The 26,478-nt window shown below is 63.8% G+C and carries 26 protein-coding genes; 17 read left to right on the top strand and 9 right to left on the bottom strand.

The features are described 5' to 3' along the window. Window position 1: 1 nt before the first annotated feature. The 3 genes from pheT to ABC383_RS08065 are packed head-to-tail and all read left to right on the top strand — an operon-like array spanning window position 2 to window position 3,271. Window positions 2–2,431 carry a phenylalanine--tRNA ligase subunit beta gene (gene pheT, locus ABC383_RS08075; protein ID WP_413012977.1) on the top strand — a complete coding sequence of 810 codons (2,430 nt, stop codon included), beginning with the start codon at window positions 2–4 and terminating at the stop codon, window positions 2,429–2,431. Window positions 2,432–2,451: 20 nt separating this feature from the next. Beyond that, the gene (locus ABC383_RS08070; RefSeq protein ID WP_194714188.1) at window positions 2,452–2,865 is read left to right on the top strand and encodes an integration host factor subunit alpha; all 414 of its coding nucleotides are present in this window, start codon (window positions 2,452–2,454) and stop codon (window positions 2,863–2,865) included. A 10-nt stretch (window positions 2,866–2,875) separates the two neighbouring features. Further along, window positions 2,876–3,271: a MerR family transcriptional regulator gene (locus tag ABC383_RS08065; protein ID WP_413012975.1), complete on the top strand. Its 396-nt coding sequence runs from the start codon at window positions 2,876–2,878 to the stop codon at window positions 3,269–3,271. A gap of 80 nt (window positions 3,272–3,351) precedes the next feature. Here ABC383_RS08065 and ABC383_RS08060 read toward each other — a convergent pair whose 3' ends face one another. Then, window positions 3,352–3,480 (bottom strand): hypothetical protein, encoded by a 129-nt coding sequence (locus tag ABC383_RS08060; protein ID WP_413012973.1) that lies wholly within the window; start codon window positions 3,478–3,480, stop codon window positions 3,352–3,354. A 76-nt stretch (window positions 3,481–3,556) separates the two neighbouring features. Continuing rightward, window positions 3,557–3,766 carry an ankyrin repeat domain-containing protein gene (locus tag ABC383_RS08055; protein WP_413016269.1) on the bottom strand — a complete coding sequence of 70 codons (210 nt, stop codon included), beginning with the start codon at window positions 3,764–3,766 and terminating at the stop codon, window positions 3,557–3,559. Window positions 3,767–4,131: 365 nt separating this feature from the next. Here ABC383_RS08055 and leuA point away from each other — a divergent pair, with 365 nt between their 5' ends. Further along, complete coding sequence (leuA, locus tag ABC383_RS08050; RefSeq protein WP_413012972.1) at window positions 4,132–5,799, top strand: 2-isopropylmalate synthase; 1,668 nt, start codon at window positions 4,132–4,134, stop codon at window positions 5,797–5,799. An 11-nt stretch (window positions 5,800–5,810) separates the two neighbouring features. Here the strand turns inward: leuA and ABC383_RS08045 are convergent, their stop codons facing one another. Next, the gene (locus ABC383_RS08045) at window positions 5,811–6,137 is read right to left on the bottom strand and encodes a DUF3135 domain-containing protein (RefSeq protein WP_413012970.1); all 327 of its coding nucleotides are present in this window, start codon (window positions 6,135–6,137) and stop codon (window positions 5,811–5,813) included. 63 nt (window positions 6,138–6,200) lie between these two features. Here ABC383_RS08045 and ABC383_RS08040 point away from each other — a divergent pair, with 63 nt between their 5' ends. The 4 genes from ABC383_RS08040 to ABC383_RS08025 all read left to right on the top strand — a co-directional run bounded on the left by ABC383_RS08040 (window position 6,201) and on the right by ABC383_RS08025 (window position 8,370). Continuing rightward, complete coding sequence (locus tag ABC383_RS08040; protein ID WP_413012968.1) at window positions 6,201–6,716, top strand: hypothetical protein; 516 nt, start codon at window positions 6,201–6,203, stop codon at window positions 6,714–6,716. Window positions 6,717–6,932: 216 nt separating this feature from the next. Next, window positions 6,933–7,367 carry a YXWGXW repeat-containing protein gene (locus ABC383_RS08035; RefSeq protein WP_413012966.1) on the top strand — a complete coding sequence of 145 codons (435 nt, stop codon included), beginning with the start codon at window positions 6,933–6,935 and terminating at the stop codon, window positions 7,365–7,367. Between the two features lie 98 nt (window positions 7,368–7,465). Beyond that, on the top strand, window positions 7,466–7,681 hold the full coding sequence (locus ABC383_RS08030) for a hypothetical protein (RefSeq protein WP_413012964.1): 216 nt from the start codon (window positions 7,466–7,468) through the stop codon (window positions 7,679–7,681). A 206-nt stretch (window positions 7,682–7,887) separates the two neighbouring features. Beyond that, window positions 7,888–8,370 carry a Spy/CpxP family protein refolding chaperone gene (locus ABC383_RS08025; protein ID WP_413012963.1) on the top strand — a complete coding sequence of 161 codons (483 nt, stop codon included), beginning with the start codon at window positions 7,888–7,890 and terminating at the stop codon, window positions 8,368–8,370. A gap of 49 nt (window positions 8,371–8,419) precedes the next feature. Here the strand turns inward: ABC383_RS08025 and ABC383_RS08020 are convergent, their stop codons facing one another. The 3 genes from ABC383_RS08020 to ABC383_RS08010 form a co-directional block, all read right to left on the bottom strand. Continuing rightward, entirely contained in the window at window positions 8,420–9,535 is a 1,116-nt protein-coding gene (locus tag ABC383_RS08020; protein ID WP_413012961.1) for an SLC13 family permease, read from the bottom strand. A gap of 22 nt (window positions 9,536–9,557) precedes the next feature. Continuing rightward, a complete protein-coding gene (locus ABC383_RS08015; RefSeq protein WP_413012959.1) occupies window positions 9,558–9,785 on the bottom strand; it encodes a hypothetical protein in 228 nt (75 codons plus the stop codon). 177 nt (window positions 9,786–9,962) lie between these two features. Next, the gene (locus ABC383_RS08010) at window positions 9,963–10,301 is read right to left on the bottom strand and encodes a hypothetical protein (protein ID WP_413012958.1); all 339 of its coding nucleotides are present in this window, start codon (window positions 10,299–10,301) and stop codon (window positions 9,963–9,965) included. Between the two features lie 157 nt (window positions 10,302–10,458). Here ABC383_RS08010 and ABC383_RS08005 point away from each other — a divergent pair, with 157 nt between their 5' ends. Next, window positions 10,459–12,423 (top strand): methyl-accepting chemotaxis protein, encoded by a 1,965-nt coding sequence (locus ABC383_RS08005; protein ID WP_413012956.1) that lies wholly within the window; start codon window positions 10,459–10,461, stop codon window positions 12,421–12,423. 147 nt (window positions 12,424–12,570) lie between these two features. Continuing rightward, window positions 12,571–14,703 carry a bifunctional diguanylate cyclase/phosphodiesterase gene (locus ABC383_RS08000; RefSeq protein WP_413012955.1) on the top strand — a complete coding sequence of 711 codons (2,133 nt, stop codon included), beginning with the start codon at window positions 12,571–12,573 and terminating at the stop codon, window positions 14,701–14,703. Between the two features lie 10 nt (window positions 14,704–14,713). On the opposite strand, the gene ABC383_RS07995 is transcribed toward ABC383_RS08000, so the two are convergent. Continuing rightward, window positions 14,714–15,100, bottom strand: coding sequence for a c-type cytochrome (locus ABC383_RS07995; protein WP_413012953.1), 387 nt, complete (start codon window positions 15,098–15,100; stop codon window positions 14,714–14,716). 189 nt (window positions 15,101–15,289) lie between these two features. Here ABC383_RS07995 and ABC383_RS07990 point away from each other — a divergent pair, with 189 nt between their 5' ends. After that, complete coding sequence (locus ABC383_RS07990) at window positions 15,290–16,222, top strand: ChaN family lipoprotein (protein WP_413012951.1); 933 nt, start codon at window positions 15,290–15,292, stop codon at window positions 16,220–16,222. Window positions 16,223–16,252: 30 nt separating this feature from the next. Here ABC383_RS07990 and ABC383_RS07985 read toward each other — a convergent pair whose 3' ends face one another. Next, window positions 16,253–16,669 (bottom strand): hypothetical protein, encoded by a 417-nt coding sequence (locus ABC383_RS07985; protein ID WP_413012949.1) that lies wholly within the window; start codon window positions 16,667–16,669, stop codon window positions 16,253–16,255. A gap of 93 nt (window positions 16,670–16,762) precedes the next feature. Beyond that, on the bottom strand, window positions 16,763–18,115 hold the full coding sequence (gene aptA / locus ABC383_RS07980) for an omega-aminotransferase AptA (RefSeq protein WP_413012947.1): 1,353 nt from the start codon (window positions 18,113–18,115) through the stop codon (window positions 16,763–16,765). Window positions 18,116–18,375: 260 nt separating this feature from the next. Between aptA and ABC383_RS07975 the strand changes: the two genes are divergently transcribed. The 6 genes from ABC383_RS07975 (at window position 18,376) to ABC383_RS07950 (ending at window position 26,468) form a co-directional block, all read left to right on the top strand. Beyond that, on the top strand, window positions 18,376–19,005 hold the full coding sequence (locus tag ABC383_RS07975) for a glycine zipper 2TM domain-containing protein (RefSeq protein ID WP_413012945.1): 630 nt from the start codon (window positions 18,376–18,378) through the stop codon (window positions 19,003–19,005). 14 nt (window positions 19,006–19,019) lie between these two features. After that, complete coding sequence (locus tag ABC383_RS07970) at window positions 19,020–20,135, top strand: extracellular catalytic domain type 1 short-chain-length polyhydroxyalkanoate depolymerase (RefSeq protein WP_413012943.1); 1,116 nt, start codon at window positions 19,020–19,022, stop codon at window positions 20,133–20,135. Between the two features lie 76 nt (window positions 20,136–20,211). After that, window positions 20,212–21,600 carry a 3'-5' exonuclease family protein gene (locus tag ABC383_RS07965; RefSeq protein WP_413012941.1) on the top strand — a complete coding sequence of 463 codons (1,389 nt, stop codon included), beginning with the start codon at window positions 20,212–20,214 and terminating at the stop codon, window positions 21,598–21,600. A 312-nt stretch (window positions 21,601–21,912) separates the two neighbouring features. Beyond that, the gene (locus ABC383_RS07960; RefSeq protein ID WP_413012939.1) at window positions 21,913–23,010 is read left to right on the top strand and encodes a GGDEF domain-containing protein; all 1,098 of its coding nucleotides are present in this window, start codon (window positions 21,913–21,915) and stop codon (window positions 23,008–23,010) included. Window positions 23,011–23,103: 93 nt separating this feature from the next. After that, window positions 23,104–23,292, top strand: a complete 189-nt coding sequence (locus ABC383_RS07955) for a hypothetical protein (RefSeq protein WP_413012937.1) — start codon at window positions 23,104–23,106, stop codon at window positions 23,290–23,292. A 470-nt stretch (window positions 23,293–23,762) separates the two neighbouring features. Then, on the top strand, window positions 23,763–26,468 hold the full coding sequence (locus ABC383_RS07950; protein WP_413012935.1) for a bifunctional diguanylate cyclase/phosphodiesterase: 2,706 nt from the start codon (window positions 23,763–23,765) through the stop codon (window positions 26,466–26,468). Window positions 26,469–26,478: the final 10 nt, after the last annotated feature.

Here is a 26,478-nt window from a genome sequence, read left to right as displayed (position 1 = left end):
TATGCAATTCTCCGAAAGCTGGCTGCGCACGATGGCCGATCCGGGCATGACCTCGGATGAGCTGTCCCATCTACTGACGATGTCTGGTCTCGAAGTGGAAGAGGTGGAGCCCGTTGCGCCGCCGTTTTCCAACGTGGTGGTAGGCAAGGTGCTGGAAGTGACGCGCCACCCGAATGCGGACCGGCTCAATGTGTGCCAAGTCGATGCCGGTACCGGCACATTGCTCAATATCGTTTGTGGCGCGCCCAATGTGCGGCCTGGCATGAAGGTGCCTTGCGCAAAGGCCGGCGCAGTATTGCCGCCGGGTGACGATGGCAAGCCGTTCGAGATCCGCGTCGGTCAATTGCGTGGCGTGGAGTCGCAGGGCATGTTGTGTTCGGCACGTGAACTAAAGCTGTCGGAAGATCATGGCGGCCTGCTGGAATTGCCGGATGACGCGCCGGTCGGACAGAATTTCCGCGATTACTACCAGTTGAATGACCTGCGTTTCACGATCAAGCTCACGCCGAACAAGGCTGACTGCCTGTCTGTGCTGGGTGTGGCAAGGGAAGTCTCTGCGCTGACGGGCGTAAGCCTGCGCGAGCCGACCTTTAAGCCGGTTACCGTTACGTCCGATGAAAAGCTGCCGGTGACGATTTCGGCGCCGGATTTATGCGGCCGGTTCTCGGGAAGAATCATTCGTGGCCTGAATGCCCGGGCAGTCACGCCCGACTGGATGAAGCGCCGGCTTGAGCGCAGCGGCCAGCGTCCCATTTCCGCTCTGGTGGACATTTCCAACTATGTGATGCTGGAACTTGGCCGCCCTAGCCATGTGTTCGATCTCGACAAGATCCATGGCGGGCTGGCGGTGCGCTGGGGCCGCAAGGGCGAAAGCCTGAAGCTGCTCAACGGCAATACCGTTGATGTGGATGAATGGGTTGGCGTGATCGCCGACGACAAGGAAATCGAATCGCTGGCAGGCATCATGGGCGGCGATTCGACGGCCGTGTCGCTCGACACCCAGAATATTTATCTGGAAGCCGCATTCTGGCATCCGCAGGCAATACAGGGCCGCGCGCGTCGCTACAATTTTTCCACTGATGCTGCCCATCGCTTTGAGCGCGGCGTCGACTATGCAACCACAGTCGAACATCTGGAACGGATAACCGCCCTGATTATTGAAATATGCGGTCAGTCGGGAAGCACCGTGGTGGGGCCTGTCGATGACCATATCGTCAATCTGCCCCAGCGTACGCCGGTCGCTGTGCGCACCGAGCGTGCCCGCAAGGTCATCGGTGTGCCGCTCGACGATCAGCAGATTGCCGACATCTTTAGCCGTCTGAAGCTGCCTTACACCCAGGAAGCAGGCGTATTCCACGTCACGCCGCCGTCGTATCGCTTCGATATCGAAATCGAGGAAGACCTGATCGAGGAAATCGCACGGGTGTACGGATTTGAAAATATTCCCGCGCTGCCGCCTGTCGCTGCGAATGAAATCCGCATCGCTCCCGAGAGCACACGTTCGCTGTTCGACATTCGCCAGCAACTGGCGGACCTGGATTATCAGGAAGTCATCAACTTCAGTTTTGTCGAAGAAGCGTGGGAAAAGGACTTTGCTGACAATACTGCGCCCATCCGCTTGCTGAACCCGATTGCCAGCCAGATGAGCGTGATGCGCTCGACGCTGATCGGTAGCCTGGTCGCGAACGTACGCTATAACCTGAACCGTAAAATCAACCGTGTTCGCGTGTTTGAAATCGGAGCGGTATTCAGGCGTGATGAACAGGTGCAAGATGGCCCATTGTCTGTCGCCGGCTACTCGCAACCCAAAAAAGTGGCAGCAATCGCCTACGGACAAACGGTTGAAGAGCAGTGGAGCCAGCCAGCGCGCAACGTCGACTATTTCGATGTCAAGGCAGACCTGGAAGCGCTATTTGCGTCAGGGACGCTGCGCTTTGCCAAGGCCTCCCATCCGGCGCTGCATCCCGGACGTTCAGCCGACATTTTGTTGGATGGCAAGGTGATCGGCATTTTGGGCGAGCTGCATCCACGCTGGCAGCAAAAGTACGATCTGCCACTGGCGCCGGTAGTCTTCGAGGTTGACGCAACCGCGCTCCAGCAGCGCGCAGTGCCGACTTACCAGGAAATATCGAAATTTCCGGCCGTGACGCGCGATATTGCCTTGTTGGTAAAAAGCCACGTGCAAGCGCAGGACCTGCTAGACGCCTTCGACGCCGAACGGCAGGCCAGCACGGTTGGCGGGATTGTGCAAGCCATTGTTTTGTTTGATGAATATCGCGGGAAAGGACTGGAAAATGACGAAAAAAGCCTTGCTTTCCGATTCACCTTGCAAGATACTCAAGCGACCCTGAACGACAACAATGTGGACGCGGCCATGGCTCGTTTCATCGAGGCTGCCCACCAAAAATATGGTGCCGCACTGCGCACTTGAGGCAGGTGGGGATAACTGAAATGAATGACGTGAACTCAGCCGAATTTCAATCTGTACTAGCCGCTGACCTGAACCGTGCGATGATCGAAGCTCAAGCCCGGTCCCAGCTGGAAAAAGATCTTCCGACGCTGACAAAAGCCGAGCTCGCTGAAATGCTGTTCGAACAGGTGGGCCTGAACAAGCGGGAAGCCAAGGACATGGTCGAAACCTTTTTCGACGAGATCCGCAACGCACTCGAGCGTGGCGAATTGGTGAAGCTCTCCGGCTTTGGCAACTTCCAGCTTCGCGACAAGCCTCAGCGGCCGGGCCGCAATCCCAAGACGGGGGAAGAGATACCGATCACCGCAAGGCGCGTCGTTACCTTTCATGCAAGCCAGAAGCTCAAGAGCATGGTGGAACTCGCCAGCCGCAAGCCCATCACTCGTGCCGCCTGACTGACTGCCCATGACAGAGCGTACCAGCAAGCCAGAACTGATCGAATTGCCCCCCATTCCTGCAAAGCGCTATTTCACGATAGGCGAAGTCAGCGAGCTGTGTGGCGTCAAGCCGCACGTGCTGCGCTACTGGGAGCAGGAATTCACCCAGCTCAAGCCTGTAAAGCGGCGCGGCAACCGTCGTTATTACCAGCACCATGAAGTGCTGCTGATCCGGCGCATCCGCGAACTGCTTTATGAGCAGGGCTTTACCATCAGCGGCGCCCGCAACAAGCTGGGCAATCGCCTGGCCGAGCATGGCGCGATCGAGGAAGAGCCGGTTGCGCCGCCCGAGCCGCAGGTCGACCTGCTTGCCATTCGCAATGAACTGGTCGATATTCTGCGGCTGTTGCGGCCCAACGCCTGACGCCTGACGCCTTTGGCCCTTTGTTTCTTTTCTTGCCTGACGCCTTGAGCAAAAGGCTCCTTCAAGACTGACTTACTGAGTCACTGAATCGCCTCAAGGGCCGCGGCAATCTGCTGCGGCGTATCCGGCGCGCCCATGATGCGCGCGACGTCGAGGGCGGTCAGGCCGCCGGCATCGCGTGCGTCCGCTCGGCATTGCGCCTTCCACATTTACTTACCGTTCCAGCAGCAGCGACGCCATTGCCGCCTCGCCTGTGTACCCTGCACCAGCGAGCGGCCCCTGTCCCTAGTCGTTGCTGCACAGGGCCGCATCGGCGTAGAAATCAGGCAGCAGCCGCGCCGCCTCCGCATGGCCGTGATAGCTGGCCAGCATCAGCAGGCTGTCGCCCTTGTGGTTACCCAGGTTGGGCGGCAAGCCTTGTTCCAGCAACGAACGAACCCTCGTAAAGCGGTTTCGCTTGACAGCAGCTTGTTTGCTCCCGTATGGTTCGCAAATGTTTTTCGCTCACCGACCCTTCTTTTCGTTCAGCCTGCGTGACAGCCTATCGCTGTCGCTACGACTACGCCTACCGCGCCACGCGTAAGCAAGTCAGGCCGGCACGTCCGGCCCCAGGCAATCAGAACGAAGGTCCATGAGCATGCATTCCCACCGATACACAGCAAAAAATTCCCACCGCATCGAGTCCCTGCCGGGCGCGTTTTCGCGCGCATTCGCAGCGCTACTGCTACCGATCGGTTGCCTGGCCTCGCGTTGAGTGGCAGTCCGGCAGCCTTTCCGCCACATCCAGAATTCCAGAACTCCCGAAGTCCCGTTTGCCCGACGCCGCGTTTGCGGCGCCCACTATCCGACAAGGAATTGCCATGATGCTCGTCAACCCAGCAACTAAATACCGTCCTTTCGCGCCTGTAGCGCTCGTTAACCGCACCTGGCCCGACAAGGTCATCACGACGCCGCCGATCTGGATGAGCACCGATCTGCGCGATGGCAACCAGGCGCTGATCGAACCGATGAGTCCGGCGAAGAAAATGCAGTTTTTCGACATGCTGATCAAGACGGGCCTGAAGGAAATCGAAGTGGGCTTCCCATCGGCGTCGCAAACGGACTTCGACTTCGTGCGCATGCTGATCGAGGAAAATCACATTCCCGAGGATGTGACGATTATCGTGCTGACGCAGTCGCGGGAAGAGCTGATCCGGCGCACCGTGGAATCGGTGCGCGGCGCCAGGCGGGCGGTAGTGCATCTGTATAACTCGACCGCGCCGGCTTTCCGCCGGGTGGTGTTCAACCTGCCTCGCGAGGAAATCCGCGAGATCGCCGTCAGCGGCGCACGCCTGGTGCGCCACCTCGTCAGCGACATGCCGGAAACCGAATGGGGTTTTGAATATACGCCTGAGTCGTTCAGCCAGACCGAACTCGATTTCGCCAAGGAAGTATGCGACGCCGTCAGCGCCGTCTGGGAGCCGACGCCGCAGCGCAAGATGATCATCAACCTGCCGGCAACGGTAGAGAGCAGCACGCCGAATCTCTACGCCGACCAGGTCGAGTGGATGCACCGCAACCTGGAACGGCGTGATGCGATCATCCTGAGCGTGCATCCGCACAATGACCGGGGCACGGCCGTTGCCGCAGCCGAACTGGCAGTGATGGCGGGCGCACAGCGGGTAGAGGGATGCCTGTTCGGAAATGGCGAGCGTACCGGCAATGTGGACCTGGTGACACTGGCGCTGAATCTTTATACGCAGGGCGTGCATCCGGGACTGGACTTTTCCGACATCGATGCCGTGCGCCAGTGCGTGGAGGAATGCAACCAGCTGCCGGTGCATCCGCGCCATCCGTACGTGGGCGACCTGGTCTATACCGCGTTTTCAGGCTCGCATCAGGATGCGATCAAGAAGGGTTTCGCACAGCAGAAGCCGGATGAAATCTGGGACGTGCCGTACCTGCCGATCGACCCGGCCGATCTCGGCCGCAGCTATGACGCGGTGATTCGCGTCAACAGCCAGTCCGGCAAGGGCGGCATGTCCTACTTGCTGGAACAGGAACACGGCCTGGCATTGCCGCGTCGCCTGCAGATCGAGTTCAGCCGTGTGGTGCAGGCCGCGGCGGATACGACCGGCAAGGAGGTCACGGCGGAGGAGATCTACCGTATCTTCCGCGCTGAATATCTGGAGCAGCGGACACCGTACGCCTACCTCAGCCACCGGATGAGCGAAGACACCACGCAGGCGTGCCCGGTGCAGATTGCGGTGGCGATGGAGCAGGGCGGGGTGATGCGCGAGCAGACCGGCGCCGGCAATGGTCCGATCGATGCTTTCGTCGACGCGCTGGGGCTCAATGTTCGCGTGATGGATTACCACGAGCATGCGATTGGCGCGGGCGCCAATGCGCAGGCCGCCAGCTATGTGGAACTGCGCGTCGGCGATGGTCCGACCATGTTCGGCGTGGGCATCGATGCCAACATCGTCACCGCGTCGTTCAAGGCCGTGATGAGCGCGGTGAACCGGGACGTGGCGCGTACGGCTGCCTGATCTGGCGCGTCTCAGCGCGTGCGCAGCTTGAGCATCAGGGCGTCGGTCTGCAACTGGGCCACGCTCTGCAGTCCCGACTGCCAGGCGGCGTTCAACTGATTGACCGACTGGCGCATCATCTGGAAGGCATTCGAGGCAGCTTCGGCCGGGGTCGCAGCGCGTTGCCGGCTCGCCTCGATGCACAACAGGAGTTCTTCCAGGGCGGGACGGTGGCGGCGCGGCGCTTCGTCCACAGCCTGACGCAGCAGCTGGCGGCGGAAAGCCTCGAACGCGCCCGGGTCTTCCTGATAGAGGCGGGATAAGGTATCAAAGTCCGGCAGTCTGGTGTCTGTGCCCATCACGACCTCAATTTGTTGTATTAATGATAATTTAATATAGTACCTGAAGTTGCCTTTTACGCAATGTCAATAGACTGGGCGGCTTATACCGAACAGTTTATTAAGTTTGTTAGCGAACAGACATCCTTTCCGTTCGCTTTTAATCTGCAATTTTTCAGATGGAGAATTGCAATGAGGGCATCTTTCATTCCCGTATCAAGGCAATGGGCTTGCGCCGCGCTGATGACTGTCGGCATGCTGAGCGGCATGGCAGGTACGGCTCAGGCCGCCGACCAGAATGCAACTATCCAGAAAGAGCGTGCTGACTGCATGAACGGCAACAGCCAGCAGGACCAAGCCACCTGCATGCGCGAGGCCGGTGCTGCCAAACAGGAATCGCAGCGCGGCAATCTGCGCGACAGCGGCGATTACCAGGCCAATGCCAGCAAACGCTGCGCCACGCTGCCGGCGGCGGAAAAGGCCGATTGCGAACGGCGTGCCAATGGCGAAGGAAGCGTCAGCGGCAGCGTCGGTAGCGGGGGCGTGGTTCGTGAACTGGTCACGCCGGTGCCGGCCGGACAGGGTGGAAGCAAGCAGTAAGCGATGAACAGGACGAGCGCTTTCATGCCTGCTTCATACACGACATAGCCAAGCATCCCTAAACCCGTCTGCCTGCCCGGCGCCCGTCTCCGGAAACGGGAACGCTCATCGTGCAATTTTCTGCCGGGGAAATCGAAAATGTAAGGATCTGCATCATTTGAATGATCGTTGCTGTTTGGCATGTATATTGGTCGGCAGTTCATCAAGGAGCCAGACATGAAATCGATCCTCAGCGCCGCCGCTTTAATGATTGCCACTACCAGCGCCGCCTTTATCGCGGCACCGGCACAGGCACAGATCAACCTGAACATCATCATTGGCGACGCGCCGCCGCCGCCGCGCTATGAAGTGGTGCCGGCGGGCCGGCCGGGATATCTGTGGGCGCCGGGCTTCTGGAGCTGGGATGGCCGCCGGCATGTGTGGCAGGACGGGCATTGGGAGCGGGCGCGGCAGGGAGAGGTCTATGTGCGGCCCGAATGGGTGCGCGTGGACAATGGCTGGCGCCTGAGGGAAGGCGGCTGGCGGCGCGATGCGCGGCCGCATTACGAGTCGCATGAGCGGCATGAGCGCCATGAGCGCCACGACCATGACCGGGACGAACGGCGTGGCGGTTTCTGCCCGCCGGGACAGGCCAAGAAGGGCAACTGCTGAGAGGAGCGTCACGGTGGCGTGCATGATAGTCTGCGCCCGCGCATGACCGGCTCTTCGGCAGCGGTATATTTTTTCAACATGCAAAGGAGGACATCGTCATGCCATCGGAGTATTACACCCGCCGCGTCGGCCAACGCCTGACTTATCTGATCGCCTATGACAAGGGCGAGTACTTTATCGAGCGCGACGGCCAGATGAAAAAGGCCGTTCCGGATGCCGTTGCCACCGGCATCGACCCGGACGAGGCAACGCCCAGCCTGATGCGGCGCCTTGCGATCGGCGATATCGAAAGCCTGAACGGCATGGACGAATAGCGCAGGCCGGCCAGCATAGTCCACGCGCAAAGGCGCGGCGTCTGTGGCGCCGCGCCTTTGTCTCATGGCGCCTTCCTGCCTGCCGGATCCGGCATGGCGATACAACTCGATACAAAGCGGACAATGCTGACATTTCCTTGATACAAGCGGTGGGCATCATGCATACCTGTGCATGGCACAACCCTAAACCGTCGAAAGGAATCATCATGAAACATCTGCGCGCCACACTCGTCTCCGGTCTCATGGCTGCCGGCCTTGCTTCCGCCGTCTATGCCGCGCCGCCGATGCCCGCCGGTCCGGCGCCCGATCATGGCGGCATGCAGGGCATGGAGCATGGCGGCGAACACCGCCGCGAAGCCATGGCGCGCCGCCAGGCGGCGCTGCATGACAAGCTCAAGCTGACCGGCAGCCAGGAAGCCGCCTGGAAAACCTATGTCGAGGCAATCAGGCCGCCGCAAGCCGAAGGCCGGCCGGGCCGTCCCGACCGGGCCGAATGGGAAAAGCTGTCCGCGCCGGAACGCATGGAAAAAATGCTGGCCATGATGAAGGAGCGCGAGGCACGCATGACGACCCACCTGGCTGCAATGAAGACCTTCTACGCCACGCTGTCGCCGCTGCAGCAGCAGATCTTCAATGACAACGTGGGCGGTCGCATGCACGCCCACCACGGTGGCCGCGGCCGCGGCTGACCTTGACCATTGCCCCGGACCGGGGTTGACTAGCCAGGCGCCTGGCCGTTCAGGCGCCTGGCTGGCGCAGCACCAGCCAGGCCAGGACGGCTGCCACCGCCAGGAAGGGCACGGAGTAGGCATGGAAAACGATCCATGCGCGCCGGTCGGGCGTCATGCGCAGCGCGATGATGTTGGCAAGCGACCCGAGCATGAAGCCGAAACCGCCGACGTTGACGCCATAGGCAATCACTTTCCAGTCCTGGCTGTATTGCGCCAGCAGGATGGCAGCCGGCACGTTGCTGACCACTTGCGAGGCAGCGATGGCCGTGGAGTACAGATGCCAGGCAATGTCCAGATTGATGGTGGCGATCAGGTTTTTCACGGGCGGCAGCGCGCCCAGCAGCCGCAGGTCGATGAACATCAGCACGAATACCAGCAGCAGTCCCCAGTCTATGCGCAGCAGCACGCCGCGACGCGCAATGAGCAGCGGCGCAAGCACCAGCAGCGCCGCAAGCGGACGGTGCATGTCAGTCAGCACCAGGAAGGGCAGATAGAGCGCCAGCGACAGGGCAAGCTGCAGCCGGTCGGTTTTCGCCGCGGCTTGCCGCTGCGGGAAATGCAGGGTGCGGCCGGAAAAGGACAGCAGGGTCAGCAGCAGCAATGGCGCCAGCAGCAGCAGGGTCAGCGGCAGCATCGTCCATGCGAACTCCGCGAAGCCGGTATGGGACAACTGCCACAGAAACAGGTTTTGAGGATTGCCCACCGGGGTCAGCACCGAGCCTGCGTTGGCGGCAAGCGCCTCGAACACGATCAGCCTGGTCAACGGCACTCCGGTGTCCTTCAGCGTCAGGGTCAGCGGGACGATGACGAACAGGGCAACGTCATTGGTCAGCACGGTGGCCAGCGCCGCGGTCGACGCCACCAGCAACAGCGCCAGCAGGCGTTCGCTGGACATCAGGCCGACCAGCCGCCGCGCCAGATGCGGCAGCCAGCCGCTCAACTCGATACCCTTGGTCAGAATCAGCAAGCCCAGCAGGGTGCCGACGGTGCGCCAGTCCACCAGGGACGGATAGCTGCCGATCCGGTCGGGTGCGGCCAGCGTCAGCGCCACCAGCGCCAGCAGCAGGATGCGCAGCAGCATGTCGCCCGCCAGGCTTTTGGCCAGGGCCTGCAGAGGCGACATGGATGGCGTTGCGGTTATGCCGTCAGCCATTATTTCTGACCCATTCGACCGACCAGGCGCGGGCATGTTCGATGGCCGCGGCCCGGCTCGCGAACGGCACTTCGGGCGTGAACTCGGTAGTGCCCATGTCGGCACGGTCGGCATAACGCGTTATCTGCACGCTGGCATGGAAGCTGCCGTCCGGCAGCGGTACGGCAATGCAGCGCAGCAGGTAGCCCTGGTTGGCAAAGGTTTTCTCGCCCTTTATCACGATCGGATGCTTGGTGTCTTGGAATGAGGCTGGATTATAGCCTCGTGTAACTCTCTGTCGGGAGCTACTGCTGGGAATTGAGTCAGTCGAAATTTAATCCAACAAATCAAAGGATTAGCGCAGGATTTTCCGAGTTATCCACAGTATTGTCCACTAGAAATGTGGGTAAGACAGGATTCAGCGCAAGGGAAAGCGCGCTTCCAGCACGGTTCTGACGGCAAAGCTGCGTGCGGTTTCCCGCACATCCTTCAGGGTTGTCTGGGCCGCGGTCATGCCGCCGAGCAGGCTGGCGGTGGCGTTCAGCAGGTCCTGGTATCTGTCCTGGCATGCCGACATGGCGGCATCGGCGATGTCGGCCACCAGCGCATCCGACTTGATGTAACGGCTTGCATACACATTCATGCAGCGAAAGTAGGTGCCATAGGCCTCGTCCTGCGCAGTCTGGCGGTCTGCGCCCTGGCTGTGCGCGCCAAAGGCCGGGAAAACGAAAGCGAGGGCAATCCAATATTTTTTCATGATGAGTACGGTTGGAATGAACGGCGAAGTTTGCCATGAATTGCACGGAGGGCGGCACCGGGCTTCATGACGGCGGAACGACTATTCAGTTTTCTCGAAGTAGGACGTTATAGGGCGTAAGCCAGTCAACTGTGTAACTTCCTTTCAAAACTGATCCATGCCTTCTTTTTTTAACCGCCTGCAGCAATCGGTCGGCGCCCGTATTTCCGTTGTCATATTCCTGCTGGCCACCGTGATCTTCACGCTCTATGCCTGGGCGCTCGCTTATTCCAGCGCACAGGATGTCGAGCGCCGGGCAGTGGAGGTCGCAAGCGAGAAAAGCCGCTCCGTGGTGGACATGATCGCCATGTTCGCCCACGCCTCCGCCAGCGCCACCAAGCGCTTTGCACGGATGCTGGAGACAGGATTCCCCGGGCAGTTCGCCTTGGACGACAGCCGCGCGGTGGAGATTGGCGGCCGCAGGGTGGCGATGCTGAAGAACGGCGACAGCGACATCAATCTCGATTTCACCGTGGTCGACCGCTTTACCGCGCAGAGCGGCGTTTCCGCCACGGTATTTGCCAAGCAGGGCGACGACTTCGTCCGCGTGTCGACTTCCGTCAAGAAGGAAAACGGCGAGCGCGCCGTGGGCACCATCCTCGACCGTGGGCATCCGGGCTATGCGCCGCTGATGGCCGGACAGCGCTACGCCGGACTGGCGACCCTGTTCGGCAAGCAATACATGACGCAGTACGATCCGGTGCGCAATGCCGCCGGCCAGGTAGTCGGCGTGCTGTACGTGGGCGTGGACATCGACGCCGAGATCGCCGCGCTGAAGGAGCGCATCCGCTCGGTCAAGGTGGGCGATACCGGTTACTTCTATGTGCTCGACGCCAGGCCGGGCAAGGACTTCGGACGCATGCTGGTGCATCCGTCGCTGGAAGGCCAGAACGTGCTGGCGTCCAGATCGGCCGACGGGCGTGAACTGTTCCGGGAAATCCTCGAGCGCAAAGAGGGCGAAATTCGCTACCTGTGGCAGGACAAGGACGATGCGGCAGCAAGGGAAAAGTTTGCTGCGTACGCCCACGAAAAGAACTGGAACTGGGTGGTGATCGGCAGCGCTTATGTCGATGACATGACGCGCGAGGTCAAGGCGCTGCGCAATCGCTATGCCTTGTTCGGCATCGCCGCGGTGCTGGCGCTGGTCGGCCTGCTGTACTTCTTCATCCGGCGCGCCGTCACGCTGCCGCTAACACGGGCCACCGCCGCGGCGCAGCGCCTGGCGACCGGCGACCTCACCGCCACCCTGCAAACCCATCGCAGCGATGAGATCGGGCAGCTGATGCTGGCGATGAACGGCACCGGCCAGGGGCTGACCGATGTGGTGCGCCAGGTCAGGACCGGCGCCGGCCAAATCGCCGCCGCCTCCGGTGAGATCGCCACCGGCAATCTGGACCTGTCCGAGCGGACCGAGCGCCAGGCCGGGTCGCTGCGCGACACCGCGGCGGCGATGAACCAGCTCACGGCCACCGTGCAGCAGAACAGCCATGACGCCGACCAGGCGCAGCGCCTGGCCGCCAGCGCGGCCGAAGTCGCCGCCCGCGGCGGCGCAGCCGTGGGCGACGTGGTGCAGACGATGGAACAGATCAGCCAGGCATCCCGTCGCATGGCCGATATCATCAGCGTCATCGACGGCATCGCTTTCCAGACCAATATCCTGGCGCTGAACGCGGCCGTGGAGGCAGCGCGGGCCGGCGAGCAGGGCCGCGGCTTTGCCGTGGTGGCGTCCGAGGTGCGGGTGCTGGCGCAGCGCAGCGCCGCGGCGGCGCAGGAAATCAAGGGATTGATCGATGCGTCGGCCGGCAAGGTGGAAGCCGGCGGCGTCCAGGTCCGTCGCGCAGGCGCAACAATGGACGAGGTGGTCAGCGGGGTCCAGGAACTGAGTGCGCTGATGGCCGCAATCAGCCAGGCAAGCCGCCAGCAGAGCGAGGGCATTGCGCAGGTCGACAGCATGGTCAGCCAGATGGACGACGTCACCCAGCAGAACGCGGCGATGGTGGAGCAGGCGGCTGCCGCGGCGGCGTCGCTGCAGGAGCAGGCAGCCACGCTGGTAGGCATGGTCGATACCTTCAAGGTCGACTGAGACAGCCAAAATATTTCCATATGGAAGCAAAAAAACCGAAATGCTGAGACAATGCGGTTTTAATTTCCGTTAGGCATTATGTCGGTCGGACCCGTCCAGCCAGTTTTTCCAGCGCGACGCCCTGGCGCCGGTCGTGCGTACGGCATCGTGGTGGTGCTCGTCCTGTGCAGCCTTCTCCTGCTCGGCTTGATCGGCTGGCGCGGTTGGGCTTCCCATGAGCGACGGTCGGCCGAAGCGCGCCAACATGCGGCGGTGCTGGCGCAGGCGGCGACGCGCCAGGCAGACGATGCCCTGATGACCGTCGATCTGGCGTTGCTGGCGGTGGTACGCGAAGCCGAGTCCGCCCTGGACCGCGCCGATTTCTTTGGCGACCTGGCGGAATTCCTGGCCGACCGCGCGGCTGCGCTGCCCCAGGTGGGCGGACTGTTCGTCTTCAGCGAGGATGGCGCCTGGGTCGCCAATTCCCTGCGCAACCTGCCCAGAGACGCCAACAACAGCGACCGCGCCTATTTCATCCATCACCGGGACCATCCCGGCGACGAAATCCACATCGGCCGGCCATTGAAGAGCCGGGTCAGCGGGGAATGGGTGCTGCCGCTGACGCGCCGCATCTCCCGGCCGGATGGCAGCTTTGCAGGCGTGGCGCTGGCCACCGTGCCGGTATCCTATCTGCAGTCGTTCCAGCAGCAACTCGATGCCGGCGGGGAGATCGTCCTGCTGCGCGATGACGGCGTTACGCTGGCCCGGCATCCGATGATGGAAGCGGCCCTGGGCGCAAGCCAGGCCGACTCCACGCTGTTCCGGGCCTATCAGGCCAGGCCCGCCGAAGGCGCGGCGCGGGCGTCGTCCCTGCTCGATGGCGTCGACCGCGAATATGCGTATCGGCGCTCCGAACGCTATCCCTTGCTGGCGCTGGCCGGCGTGCCGCGCGCGGCGTGGTTTGCGCCCTGGAAGGAGGATGCGCTGCTGCAGGGCGCGGCGGTGCTGGGACTGGTCCTGCTGGCGGCAATCGGCGGCGCGGGTTACCTGCGTCAGTCGCGGCGCAGCCTGTATCTGGAGCAGAGGCTGCGCGCCAGCGAGCGGCGCCTGTCCGACCTCGCCGACAATCTGCCGCTGATGGCCATGCGCCTGGACGCCGCGCATTGCGTGGACTTCTGCAACGGCGCCGGGCGTGCCTGGTTTTCCATGTCGCCGCACCAGGCGCGGCGCCTGCCCCTGTCCGACATCATTGGCACTGCGCTGTATGAACAGTGGCGACCCATGCTGGACCAGGCGCTGGCCGGCGAGCGGGTCGAGTTCGAATGCGTCGCGGTCCTGGCCGGCCGGGCAATCGACCTGCGCATGGTCTGCATGCCCGACCGCGCGCACGATGCGGCGGTGCAGGGCGTGATCATGCTGGGCCGCGACATCACGGCGCAGAAGGCGGGCGAGCGGCGCATCCGTACCATTGCCGACAATACGCCGACCCAGATTGCCTTCATCGACACCGACCTGCGCTTTGCCTACGCCAATAGCCGCGGCGATGCGGCGACCGGCGTGGACGTCGGCCAGATACTGGGGCGGACCATGGAAGAAGCCTATGGCGCGGCCATCTACGCGATGCTGGAAGCGCATGCAGGCGTCGCGCTGGCCGGCGAGCGGGTGGAATTCGAATACAGCGTGGAACAGGGCGGCGAGCGGCGCGTGCTGCATGCCAGCTACGTGCCCGAGCGCGATGGCGCCGGCCGCGTGACCGGCTTTTATTCGCTGACCAACGATGTGACCGCCTTCAAGGAGGCGGAGCAGAAGCTGGCGCGGCTGGCGCGCTTCGACGCGCTCACCGGGCTGCCGAACCGCGGCTACCTGACCGAGCGCCTGGGTGAAGCCCTGCAGCGCAGCGACCGCAACGGCCGCGCGGTGGCGCTGCTGCGCATCGAGATCGACCGCTTCGACGAGCTCAGCGACAGTCTCGGCCACGAGCGCAGCGACACCCTCCTCAAGGAACTGGCCGCTCGGCTTTCGCGCAACTGCCGTTCCACCGACATGGTGGCGCGCCTGGGCAGCGATGCGTTCGTGGTGCTGATGGAAGGACTGGCGCAGGCCGATGAAGGCCGCATCGTGGCCGACAAGGTGATGGAAGCGCTGCGTCAGCCCTTCCTGCTGGAAGGCACGCCGCATGAAGTCGCAACGACGGTCGGCATCGCGCTGCGTCAGGGCGACGCCACCGGCGCCGACGCCCTGCTGCGCCAGGCGGGCGCCGCGCTGCGCTGCGCCCGGGACGCGGGACGACAGGCGGCATAGGAGCCTGGTTTTACGGATACTGCCGCAGATAGGCCAGCAGGTCGGCGATCTGGCTGTCGCTGCCCATTCCCCAGAAGCGCATCCTGTTGCCCGGCACGGTGTCGCCCGGCGACTTCAGGAAGCTCTTCAGGTTCTTTTCCGACCAGACCAGGGTGGCGTTTTTCATCGCCGGCGAATAGGCATAGTTGTCGAGGCTGCCGGCGCGCCGGCCGAGGATGCCGTTGAGTTGCGGTCCGAAGCCGTTGTGGGCGGACGGACCCACCTGGTGGCAGGAAGCGCACCGTGAAAACAGCGCGCGTCCTTTCTCGGGGTCGCCTGCGGCGAGGGCAGGGGGCGCCTGGAGCGTCAGCGCTAGCAGGGGAAGAATCAGTGAGTTCAGCGGTTTCAGCGATTTCAATGGTGTGCAGGCTCTGAATGGGATCGTTTGAACCAGACGAAGGGCGGTCTGTCGCACGCCATTGTATGTGAGGAATGGTTCGATTAGCGCAACTACCAAACGTTATTCGCCCCATCAGTGATCGATGCCGGCCGGCTCGTGCTATGTTTGCGGCTTGCCATCGCTCCCCTCGCCACCATGCCCATCGCCATGCCTCAGGGTCTTTTCACGCGGCGCCTGCTGCATGCCGGGCTGCTTGCGGCTTGCCTGGTGGTCCAGGCCGGTTGCGGCGCGATCCAGACCGCAGGCAGCGGCGACGCCGAACAGCCGTGGAAGGTCGGCGACCGGCGCCACGTCGCATTCAGCGAGCTGGTGCGCCAGGCGCGCGAGGCCGACATCGTGCTGCTCGGCGAAACCCACGACAACCCGGCCCACCATGCGACGCAGCGGCGCCTGCTGGAATCGCTGGCCGACAGAAAGCCTGCGCTGGTGATGGAGCAGTTCGACCTTGAGCAGCAGTCCAGCCTGGATGCGATCCTGCGCTCCAAGGATACGCAGCCGGAAAAGCTGAAAGCGCTGAAGGCGCTGATGAAGCCGGGTTGGGAGTGGAACGGTTACGAAGGCCTGCTGACCACGGCGCTGGAGCGCGGCCTGCCGGTACTGGCGGCCAATATCTCGCGGGACGCGCTGCGCGAAGTTGGCCGCAACGGTGTTTCCGCGCTTGGCAGCGGCGCCTCGGCCCAGCTTGGGCTCGACACCGGCTGGAGCGCGGCGCAGCAGGCCAGCCTGCGCCAGGAGGTGGAGGCAGCGCATTGCGGCATGCTGCCCGAGGCGGCCGTGGGCGCCATGGCCAATGCCCAGCGCGTGCGGGACGCCATCATGGCCGACCGCCTGCTGTCGGCGCCGGGCAGCGCCGTCGCCATCCTGGGCCGCGGGCATGTCAGGCAGGACCTCGCTGTGCCGGTTTACCTCAAGCAGCGCGCGCCGCAGAAAAGGGTGCTGTCGGTGGCGCTGGCCGAAGGCGAGCTGGCGCCGGATGCGCCACAGCCGTATGACTACGTGATTCCCGGTCCGGCAGTCAGGCGCGCCGACGACCCGTGCGCCGAACTGGCGGCGCAAAAGCCGGGACCGGCAGCGCGCTGATCAGCCGCGCAGCCGCATACCGCACAGCCATCAATAGCGGCGGGTACGGAAATCGTGCCGGGGCACGATGGTGGTCGAGGCGATCAGCATCGACAGCCCCAGGATCAGCTGCGTGAGCAGATAGGCGGGCAGCGGCCAGATCTGACCGCCGGGCGGCGCGGTGCCGGTGGCTGCGCTGATCACCGGCGTGGCCCATTCCGCTTCCGGCGTCACGTCCAGCAGCACGTCGCCATCGTTGGTGGTGTGCAGATAGATTTCGCCGCCCGCTTCCAGGTTGAAGCAGATGCCCTGACCCTGGCCGGGTCCGAAGGACATGCTGTCCGGCCGGCCCAGGGTGCGCTGCAGGTCGCGGTTGTAGTTTTCTATCCAGCCTTCCACATCGCCGCTGGTCTCCAGGTGGATCCAGGGCCGGGTAATGGGCGGCGGCGCGTCGTCGAAATCATCCATGGCTTGTCGGTGCTCGTTCATCAGTAAAACGGGCCGACATGGTAGCGCATGCCGGCCCGTTCAATGCGTGGCGCAATGCCCGCCCTGCGTCGTTCAGGCCGGCGTTGCCATCTGCTGCGGTGTTGCGCTCTGCGCCTTGAGCACGTCGGCGATCGCGCCGAACAGCTGGTCGATCTGGGCACGGTCGATGATCAGCGGCGGCGACAGCGCAATGATGTCGCCGGTGGTGCGGATCAGCACGCCCTTGTCCCAGAAGCATTTCAGGAACACGTCGAAGGCGCGCGCGGTGGGCTTGCCGGGCACCGATTCCAGTTCGATGCCGCAGATCAGGCCGAGGTTGCGGATATCCTTGACCCAGGGCAGGCCGCGCAGGCTGTGCGCCGCTTCCTCGAAGCAGGGCGCCATCGCGGCGGCGCGCTCGAAGATCTGCTCGTCGCGGTAGACATCCATGGTGGCCAGCATGGCCGCCGACGCCAGCGGATGGCCGCTGTAGGTATAGCCGTGATAGAACTCGATGCTGTCTTCCGGCGCGGCGCGCATGAAGTCGTCGTAGATGTCCTGGCGCACGATCACCGCGCCCATCGGCACGGCCGCATTGGTCAGGCCCTTGGCGCAGGTGATCATGTCCGGCACCACGCCGAAATAGTCGGCCGCGAACGGCGCGCCCAGGCGGCCGAAGCCGGTGATGACTTCATCGAAGATCAGCAGGATGCCGTGCTTGTCGCAGATCGCGCGCAGCTTCTGCAGGTAGCCCTTGGGCGGCAAAATGACGCCGGTAGAGCCCTGCACCGGTTCCACGATCAGCGCGGCCACCGTGGACGGGTCGTGCAGCGCCAGCAGGCGCTGCTCGAATTCGTCGGCGATCTCGGCGCCATGGTCGGGCAGGCCGCGGCTGAAGGCGTTGCGGCCGATGTCCAGCGGATGGCGCAGATGGTCGACGCCGGCCAAGGTCGGGCCGAAATGCTTGCGGTTGCCGGCGATGCCGCCGACCGCAATGCCGCCAAAGCCCACGCCGTGGTAGGCGCGTTCACGGCCGATCAGGCGGGTGCGCAGCGAGTCGCCGCGCATGCGCTGCCAGGCCACGGCGATCTTCAGCGCGGTGTCCACCGCTTCCGAGCCGTCGTTGCAGAAAAATACCCGGTTCAGGCCTTCCGGCGCGATCGCGGCCAGCGCGCTGGCCGATTCGAAGGCGCCCGGATGGCCCATCTGGAACATCGGTGCGAAATCCATTTCGCCGGCCTGGCGCCGGATCGCTTCGGTGATCTTCGGATGGCCATGGCCGGCATTGACGCACCAGAGGCCGGCGGTGCCGTCGAGGATCTGGCGGCCGTCGTCGCTGGTGTAGTGCATGCCGGACGCCGACACCAGCATCCGCGGCTTGTTCTTGAACTGCCGGTTGGCGGTGAAAGGCATCCAGAGGTGTTCGGTAGTCAGGTCTGCGGGCATGTCGGCTTCCTGTTGAAAAATAAAGATCCTGCCATGGTAGCCGTTGTTCGGCTATGCGGTGGTGTAAGGTTTGGTTCCTCCGGAAAAATTGTCGGTTGCCGGATAGGCCCGCCATGTCTGATGGCCGCAGACACTGTGTATGCATGCGTTAAACTGTGTGCGTTTGTAAAAACTGCTCATGGATGCCGAACGACGATATATCGTTACGCACAAGCAATTCAACGTCCCGTTTTCCCGACTGTCTCTTCCAGGAACAAGAAATGATCCCGAGAATTTCCTTGGTTGCGCTGCTGCTTGCCAGCGCCTTTTCCAGCATCGCCGTCGGCGCCCATGCGCAGGACTATCGCTACGACAACCGCTACAGCCAGGACTACCGCACGCCGCCGCCGGCCTATGTCGCGCAGCCGGCGCCGGCAGGTCCTCCGCCGATGGTGTTCCAGGACAATGCCCGCGTCACCCGGGTCACGCCGCGCATCGAGCAGGTCAGCATGCCGCAGGAAGAGTGCCACATGGATGTGGAGCGGGTCGCGCCGCCGCCGCAGGCTGCGCAGGGACAGAACATCGGTGGCGCGATCATCGGCGGCCTCGCCGGCGGCTTGCTGGGCAACCAGGTCGGCGGCGGCAACGGCCGCGCGGCGGCAACCGCGATCGGCGCGGTCGGCGGCGCGCTGGTCGGCCAGAATGTGGCCGGCAACATGAACGGCAGCCAGTTGCCGCCCGGCCCGATCGAACGCCAGGTGCGGCGCTGCAATGTCGTCAACCGCGTGGTCGAGCGCAATGCCGGCTACGACATCACCTATGTCTACAACGGCCGCACCTACAGCACGGTGATGCCGAGCGACCCGGGCACCAGCCTGCGGGTCAATGTGTCGGTCAGCCCGGCGTACTGACCGGGCCGCACGCCATGCTGAAAAGCCTCACCCGCCTGTGGCTCTCCGGCGTCAAGCAGGCGGCCAGGGCGCAGCGCAGCCAGCAGCGCAAGCTGCTCAAGAGCCTGCTGCCCAAGCCGCCGGCCAAGGCCAGGCGCAAACCGGTGAAGGCGGCCGTGACCAGCCTGGCGCCGGCCAAGTCCCCGCGCCAGGCTGCGGCCCCGGCCGGGGGACGTTTGCCCGGCAAATGGATGGCTTTCTACTATTCCTCGCTGGCTGACGGCGGCAAGCTGCCGGCGCGGCGCATGCCTTACTGGCTCTACATACCGGCCAATGCGCCGCTCGGACCGCTGCCGCTGGTGGTGATGCTGCATGGCTGCGAGCAGTCGGCCGAGCAGTTCGCGCGCGGCACCCGAATGAACGCGCTGGCCGAGCAGAAGGGCTTTGCGGTGGCGTATCCCCAGCAGTCGCTGCGCGGCCATCCGAACCGCTGCTGGCACTGGTACGAGCGCGCCACCCAGGATGGCGGCGACGACGTGCGCCTGATCGCCGGCATCATCGACAAGGTCTGCGCGGCCTATCCAATTGACCGTGGCCGCATCTATGCCGCCGGGCTGTCGGCCGGCGCCGGCATGGCCAATATCCTGGCGCTGCGCCATCCGGACAAGATCGCCGCGGTCGGCCTGCATTCCGGGCCGGTGTTCGGCGCAGGGCACAGCAAGACCGGCGCCTACGGCGTGATGCAGCTCGGCGCCTCCCATCTGGCCGAACAGGCAATACGCACGCTTCTGCAGGGCGCGGCCGGCTTTCCGACGCTGCCAGCCATCCTGATCCAGGGCAGGGAAGACCGTGTCGTGCGGCGCATCAACCAGGAGCAGCTCGAAGCGCAGTTCCGCCTGATCAATCGCCTCGATGCCGGCAGCGCCGAGCCGCCGGTGGAGAAGCCGGGCCATGCCTCCGGCCGGCGCCAGTCGCATGCCTACCGGATCCAGGATTACCGGCGCGGCCGCAAGGTCCTGCTCCGGGTCTGCGACGTCGCCCAGCTCGACCATGCGTGGAGCGGCGGCGACTGCAGCCTGAAATACAATGCCTGCGCCGGGCCGGATGCAAGCCGCATGATGTGGGACTTTTTTTCGCGCCATCGTCGCTGAATCCCAACGAAGCAGGCTTGCGAAAGCCGACTATCGCCCGCATACTGTTTTTTCATACAGTTGAGCCGTCATCATCTTGCCCAAGTCCGTCTCCCCCCGCCTGGCATTTGTCGATCTGGAAACCACTGGCGGCACCGCCACCACCGACCGCATCACCGAGGTCGGCATCATCGAAGTCGATGAAGACGGGCAGGTGCGCCAGTGGAGCAGCCTGGTCAATCCGGAAATGCCGATCCCGCCCTTCATCCAGTCGCTGACCGGCATCAGCAACCAGATGGTGGCCGATGCGCCGACCTTCGCCGAGCTGGCCGACGACATCCATGCCCGGCTGGCCGACCGCATCTTCATCGCCCACAACGCCCGCTTCGACCACGGTTTCCTGAAGAATGAATTCCGCCGCACCGGCCATGAATTCCGGCCGCCGGTGCTGTGCACGGTGCGCCTGTCGCGCAAGCTGTTTCCCGGATTTGCCCGTCACAACCTGGACTCCATCGTCGAACGCCACCGGCTGGAAGTCACGCAGCGCCACCGCGCGCTCGGCGACGCCCAGCTGATCTGGCAATTCTGGCAAAAGCTGCCGGAGAGTCATGCGCCGGAAGCGATCGAGGAAGCGGTGTCGCGCCTCCTGACGCGGCCGACGCTGCCGTCGCGGCTGGATGCGCTGCAGATGGACAGCGTGCCGTCCAGCCACGGCGTCTACCTGTTCTATGGCGAGAACGACCTGCCGCTGTATATCGGCAAGGCCAACAACCTGCGGCGGCGCATCCTGTCGCACTTCAGCACCGACCATGCGCTGCCCAAGGAACTGGCGATCAGCCAGCAGGTCGAGCGCATCGACTGGCTGCATGCCAGCGGCGAGCTGGGCGCGCTGCTGCGCGAGGCGGCGCTGGTCAAGAAGCTCAAGCCCGCCCACAACGTGAAGCTGCGCGCCAACGAGGAAATCTGCTCCTGGCGGCTGATCGAACGCAACGGCAGCCTGCGGCTGGCGCTGGCCAACACCAACGACCTGTTCTTCGGCCACGACCCTGCGCTGTATGGCCTCTACACCAGCAAGCGCAAGGCCACCGACGCGATGAAGTCCATCGCCGACGCCCACAAGCTGTGCCACGTGACGCTGGGCCTGGAAAAGCCGCGTGGCGGCAAGGCCTGTTTCGCCAGCCAGGTCAAGAAGTGCCTGGGCGTGTGCGCCGGGCGTGAACCGGTGGAAGAGCACAACGCCCGGGTGCGCGAGGCGCTGGACGGCTTGCGGTTGCAGCCCTGGCCGTATGCCGGGCCGGTCGGCATCAGCGAAGGGGATAACCTGCATGTGGTGGATGGCTGGGCCTATCTCGGCACCGTCCATATCCAGGATGACCCGGCCATACTCACCCGGCGCGGCCAGCAGCCCTTCGACCGCGACGTCTACCAGCTGCTCAACAAGAAACTTGCCGGTCTCGGGAATCGCGTGCGCATGCTCGTGCCCTGAGCGGCTTGAAGCAATTCCGGGTCGGCCCAGGGCGGTTCGCCGCAGTGCGCGGCCTTGCTGAAGCTTCGCCTTGCCGGTCCCGGAAAAGCACATGGATTTTTCACGGGAAATTGTTTCTACGCAATAAATTTGGGTATTATTGCACTTTCGCAATCGTGATGAACCTTGTGCCAATCCGTATTGCCCGTTGAGACGTCCCGGCATAGCCTTTTTATGCAATGGCAACGTTCGCGGAATTTTGGCTTAATGCTTTGGCAGGATGAATTCGGCATTCCGGAAGCGACAGGGTGGTCAGAGCAGAGGCGGGGATCGATGGTGAAGGTAGGCATGAAGACGGCGTTGCGGCGCGTGCGCCTGTCCACGGAAATGGGGCAGGCCTGGTTCCGCCTGGCAGCCGCGATACTGGTGCTTGGCGGTTTTTCGCTTGCGCGGCTATGGCAGGCCGGCCCGGGCCTTGACGAGATCACGATCCTGACCGGCTGCTACGCCGGCTTCTCCGCACTGTGGGTGCAGGTGGTTGCCCGCGGCCTGCTGCCTGGCAAGGTCAGGCGCGTCGCCAGCATCCTGCTCGACCAGCTTACCTTTGCCGCCGGCATTGTCGTCGGCGACGCTTATAGCGCGCCTCTCATCTGGATGCCGGTCAGCATCGCCCTGGGAAATGGCCTGCGCTTCGGCCGTCGCTATACCCGGCTGTCGGTGTATGTCGGCGCCGCTTCCGCCGCGCTGGCGGTGACGCTTTCTCCTTACTGGCTGGGGCAGCCCAGCCTGGCGCTGGGCCTGGTGCTGTCGATTTTGATCGTGCCGCTGTATGCCTCGGCGCTGAATGCGCGCATGGCCCGGGCCAAGCGCACCCTGGAGCGGCGGGCCGCGCGTTTCGAACTCGCCTCCATGACGGATTCGGTCACCGGTGCCCTGAACCGGCATGGCTTCATGAACATCCTTAACGAGCGCGCCGGGGCCATACGCTCGACGCGCGCTTCGGGAGCGCTGATGCTGCTGGACCTGGACGGTTTCAAGGCAGTCAACGACGCCTGCGGCCATGCGGCCGGCGACATGGTGCTGGTGGACACGGTCAACCGCCTGACGCGCTGCTTTCGCGCCAGCGACAGGGTGGCGCGCATAGGCGGAGACGAATTCGCCGTGCTGCTGGTGGACATCAAGGACCAGGCGCAGGTCGAACAGCTGGCCGGGCTGGCATTGTCGGCCATTGCCGACATACGGATCGAACAGGACCCAAGCCTGTGCCTGAGCGCCAGCATCGGCATCTGCATGCTGCCGCATCCCCAGGCGCACAGCCTGGAAGACATGCTGCACCTGGCGGACAGCCTGATGTATGAGGCGAAGAAAAGCGGCAAGAACCGCTTCCGTATCTCGGGCCCGGACTACCAGCGCGCCGCGCTCGCGGCCTGAGCGGAAACGCGTGCGTTTTTGACGAATTGCGCAAAAGGCGCCCGCGTGGCCCATGCTAGCATCGCCGCTTCGTGCATATCGATGAGGTCAAGAATGGCAACAGTGCGGATTTCGCCTACGGAAGTTCAGGTTGACGAAGTAATTTACAGCTATGCGAGCGCCGCTCAGGCCGATGCATTCGAGGCCTGCGTGGCTGCGGTGGATGTGGCGCACTGCGTGACCGATCATCCGCCGCAAGCGACCCGCAAGGTCGATGAAGGGCAGGACGACGCCAGCGCCTGATGCATGGCCGCGGCGGTCGGGCCGGACACGCACCGGTTCAGCCTGCCGCCTCCCGGCAGACTGATGTGCTGGCCACCCGCGCCAACCGCGCCGCAACGGCGCATTGACAGGCACCTTCCCGACGCCACCACGCCGGTCAGCCCAATGGCCAGCGGTCAAACACGGTAGCCGGCTGCGACTCAGCCTGCGCCGGCAATCACTTCCCGGGCGTTCCTTCAACGCCATTCATCCGATCGGCATCCACCAGAAATAGGTCTCTCCTGCAGGTGTCCGCGACATGGTCGCGCAGACCTGGCGTCTCGGAACGCGCCGCAGCTGGCCAGGGATGGCGGAACGGCTCCGGCGCCATTTCGCGGCTATCACTTTGAATCGGCAAAAATTCCGGTTATCCTGCGTGTTGCTTCAAAGAAAAAAAGAGACGATGGCCGGAAAGGCCGCGCGATCGGACGCATAGCTGGAGATCCCGGGCAGTGAACAATCAGGAAACGGACGAACTCAGGAGCGCCCTGGCGCAACTGCGGTTCTTGAAGGGAAACATGCGTCATGTGCTGGCGTGGCCGCTGCTGTGCATTGGCACCGCGGTCCTTGCCTGGGTGCTGACGCTGTCGCACCTGGCATCGGAGGAAAGGCGCATGCATGACGCCGCCCTTCTCGATGCGCAGGCGCTGGCCAGGTCCTATGCGGAGCAGCTGTCGCGCTCGGTCGAGCAGATCGACCAGATCACGCTCAACCTGGCTTATCACTGGAAACGCAGCGGCGGCGCCATGCGGCTGGAGGAGCAGGCCGGGCAGGGCCTTTTCCCCGATCATCCCGATTTGTCGATCGCCATCTATGACCGGAACGGCAGGCTGCTCACCAGTCTTCTGGCGGCGCAGCGCCGCGTCGATATCGTGGACCGGCATTACTTCCAGGCGCACCGCGACGGGCAGGTAGCCGGGCTGCACATCGAAAGCGTGCAAAGCAGTCGCATGACCGGTCGGCCAACCGTGATTTTCAGCCGCACGCTGACCGATGACGCAGGGCGCTTCAACGGCCTGCTGTATGTCGCCGTGCCGCCCGCTTTCCTGGCCTCGTTCTATGACAAGGCAGCGCATGGCGCCAACGACGTCATGGCGGTGGTATCGAAGCAGGGCGACTTCATCGCCGCCAGGACCGGCAGCAACCTGGCCGACCCGGGCACACTGGCGCGCCGTCCGGTGGTATTTCCCGCCGCGCAGGGCAGCCGGGTGGTCGCCGGCCAGGAGTTCATCGACCAGCGTCCGCGCATCGTTGCCTGGGATAGCCTGGCGCACTATCCGCTGGTGTCGGTGGTGGCGCTGTCGGAAGAGGACATCCATCTGCCCTTCATGGCGCAAAAGCGCAGTTACATCAACATGGCCAGCGGCGCCAGCCTGCTGCTGCTGGTGGCGGCAGCGCTGGGCAGCGTGCTGTCTGGCCGCCTGGTCTGGCGCAAGCATCAGGCGGCTGCCATCGCCGACACTTACCGGCTGGCGATCGAGGGCGCACGCGAGGGCTTCTTCATGGCGCGCGCGCTGTATGGCAAGCAGCGCAACATCACCGATTTCGTGCTGGAAAACTGCAATGAGCAGGGCGCGCGCATGCTGGGTTATCGCAGAAGCGATCTGCTGGACGTGCGCTTTTCCCAGATATACCAGGGCAGGCAGCTGGCGAAGGTGATGTCCATCTTCATCACCGCCATGGAGGCCGGTTTCCGCGAGGACGAATTCAGGCAGGTCCACAACGGCCGCATCAACTGGATGCACCGGCGCCTGGTGCGTTCCGGCGACGGCGTGGCCATCACGCTGCGCGACATCAGCGAGGCCAAGGCCCACGAGCAGGCGCTGGAAACACTGGGCAACACCGATGCCCTGACCGCGTTGAACAACCGCCATTGGCTGACCAGCTACCTGCCGGCGGCGCTGGCCGATGCGCGCCGCCAGGATGCCAGGCTGGCGGTGCTGTATCTGGACCTGGACGACTTCAAGGACGTCAACAACACCATGGGCCACGACGCCGGCGACGATGTGCTGCGCCAGGCGGGGCAGCGTATCCAATCGGTGCTCAGGCCGGGCGACCACGTGGTGCGCCTGGGCGGCGATGAATTCACCGTGCTGCTGTCGCGGGTCGATGCCAGGGATGATGCAGTGCGTGTCGCCGCCCGCATCCTGGACGTGCTGGAGGCGCCGTTCCAGGTGCGCGGCGGTTTCGCGCCGAAGGTGAGGGCGTCGGTGGGCATCAGCCTCTATCCGGACGATGGCGGCAGCGCGGAAGCGCTGCTGAAGCATGCCGATACCGCGATGTACGCCGCCAAGAACGAAGGCAAGGCCCGTTATGCCTTCTACACGCCTGAACTGACTGAAGAGATCGTGCGTCGCGTCAGCAATGAATCGGCATTGCGGCGCGCCATCGAGGACCGGCAGTTCCTGCTGTACTACCAGCCCCGGGTCAATGCCGCCAACGGCGAATTGCTCAGCATGGAAGCGCTGGTGCGCTGGGCGCATCCCGAGCGGGGCATGGTGCCGCCGCTGGAATTCATCCCGCTGGCCGAGCAGACCGGCCTCATCATCAACATTGGCAGGCTGGTCATCGAGCAGGCCTGCGCCCAGATGGCGGCATGGCAGGCGCGGGGGTTGAGGGTGGTGCCGGTGTCGGTGAATGTCTCGCCGGCGCAGTTCGCCCAGTCCAGCCTGAAGGAAGTGATTGCAGAGGCGATCGCCCGGCATCGGATTCGTGCCTCGCTGCTGGAGATCGAGATCACCGAATCCTGCATGATGCAGGACAGCGACCGGGTCGCCGCAGACATTGCCGCCGTCAAGGCGCTGGGCGTGCGGATTTCGGTGGACGACTTCGGGACCGGTTATTCGTCGCTGTCGCAATTGCAGCGGCTCGATCTGGACGTGCTGAAGGTGGACCGCGCCTTCACCCAGGCGCTGGATGGCGGCAAGCAGGGCGAGGCATTCTTCATGACCATTGTGTCGATGGCCCATATCCTGGACATGCAGGTCGTCGCGGAAGGCGTGGAAACCCTGGAGCAGTTGAAGATACTGCAAACCCTGGGCTGCAACGAGGTGCAAGGCTATTTCATTTCGCGGCCGGTGCCCGCGGTGCAGGCCGAGGCATTCATGGTGCAGCGCTATTTCCAGCTGCAGCCGGAAAACTCCCTGCAGCCGGCCTGAAGATCAGGAC

It is taken from the genome of Noviherbaspirillum phoenicis (assembly GCF_047237965.1).
Lineage (GTDB): Bacteria > Pseudomonadota > Gammaproteobacteria > Burkholderiales > Burkholderiaceae_D > Noviherbaspirillum_A.
The sequence above is the reverse complement of the archived record's forward strand: the minus strand, read 5'-3'. Positions and strand labels throughout refer to the sequence as shown.

What these genes read in the sequence shown, in the direction of transcription:
- ABC383_RS08030 (WP_413012964.1), top strand. Translation starts at nt 7,466, where the DNA reads ATGCCATCGGAGTATTACACCCGCCGCGTCGGCCAACGCCTGACTTAT.
- ABC383_RS08045 (WP_413012970.1), bottom strand. Translation starts at nt 6,137, where the DNA reads ATGGGCACAGACACCAGACTGCCGGACTTTGATACCTTATCCCGCCTC.
- ABC383_RS08005 (WP_413012956.1), top strand. Translation starts at nt 10,459, where the DNA reads ATGCCTTCTTTTTTTAACCGCCTGCAGCAATCGGTCGGCGCCCGTATT.
- ABC383_RS08060 (WP_413012973.1), bottom strand. Translation starts at nt 3,480, where the DNA reads ATGTGGAAGGCGCAATGCCGAGCGGACGCACGCGATGCCGGCGGCCTG.
- ABC383_RS07975 (WP_413012945.1), top strand. Translation starts at nt 18,376, where the DNA reads ATGATCCCGAGAATTTCCTTGGTTGCGCTGCTGCTTGCCAGCGCCTTT.
- ABC383_RS07960 (WP_413012939.1), top strand. Translation starts at nt 21,913, where the DNA reads ATGGTGAAGGTAGGCATGAAGACGGCGTTGCGGCGCGTGCGCCTGTCC.
- ABC383_RS08065 (WP_413012975.1), top strand. Translation starts at nt 2,876, where the DNA reads ATGACAGAGCGTACCAGCAAGCCAGAACTGATCGAATTGCCCCCCATT.
- ABC383_RS08035 (WP_413012966.1), top strand. Translation starts at nt 6,933, where the DNA reads ATGAAATCGATCCTCAGCGCCGCCGCTTTAATGATTGCCACTACCAGC.
- ABC383_RS07990 (WP_413012951.1), top strand. Translation starts at nt 15,290, where the DNA reads ATGCCTCAGGGTCTTTTCACGCGGCGCCTGCTGCATGCCGGGCTGCTT.
- ABC383_RS08070 (WP_194714188.1), top strand. Translation starts at nt 2,452, where the DNA reads ATGAATGACGTGAACTCAGCCGAATTTCAATCTGTACTAGCCGCTGAC.
- aptA (WP_413012947.1), bottom strand. Translation starts at nt 18,115, where the DNA reads ATGCCCGCAGACCTGACTACCGAACACCTCTGGATGCCTTTCACCGCC.
- leuA (WP_413012972.1), top strand. Translation starts at nt 4,132, where the DNA reads ATGATGCTCGTCAACCCAGCAACTAAATACCGTCCTTTCGCGCCTGTA.
- ABC383_RS08010 (WP_413012958.1), bottom strand. Translation starts at nt 10,301, where the DNA reads ATGAAAAAATATTGGATTGCCCTCGCTTTCGTTTTCCCGGCCTTTGGC.
- ABC383_RS07970 (WP_413012943.1), top strand. Translation starts at nt 19,020, where the DNA reads ATGCTGAAAAGCCTCACCCGCCTGTGGCTCTCCGGCGTCAAGCAGGCG.
- ABC383_RS08020 (WP_413012961.1), bottom strand. Translation starts at nt 9,535, where the DNA reads ATGTCGCCTCTGCAGGCCCTGGCCAAAAGCCTGGCGGGCGACATGCTG.
- ABC383_RS08025 (WP_413012963.1), top strand. Translation starts at nt 7,888, where the DNA reads ATGAAACATCTGCGCGCCACACTCGTCTCCGGTCTCATGGCTGCCGGC.
- ABC383_RS07955 (WP_413012937.1), top strand. Translation starts at nt 23,104, where the DNA reads ATGGCAACAGTGCGGATTTCGCCTACGGAAGTTCAGGTTGACGAAGTA.
- ABC383_RS08040 (WP_413012968.1), top strand. Translation starts at nt 6,201, where the DNA reads ATGTCAATAGACTGGGCGGCTTATACCGAACAGTTTATTAAGTTTGTT.
- pheT (WP_413012977.1), top strand. Translation starts at nt 2, where the DNA reads ATGCAATTCTCCGAAAGCTGGCTGCGCACGATGGCCGATCCGGGCATG.
- ABC383_RS07985 (WP_413012949.1), bottom strand. Translation starts at nt 16,669, where the DNA reads ATGGATGATTTCGACGACGCGCCGCCGCCCATTACCCGGCCCTGGATC.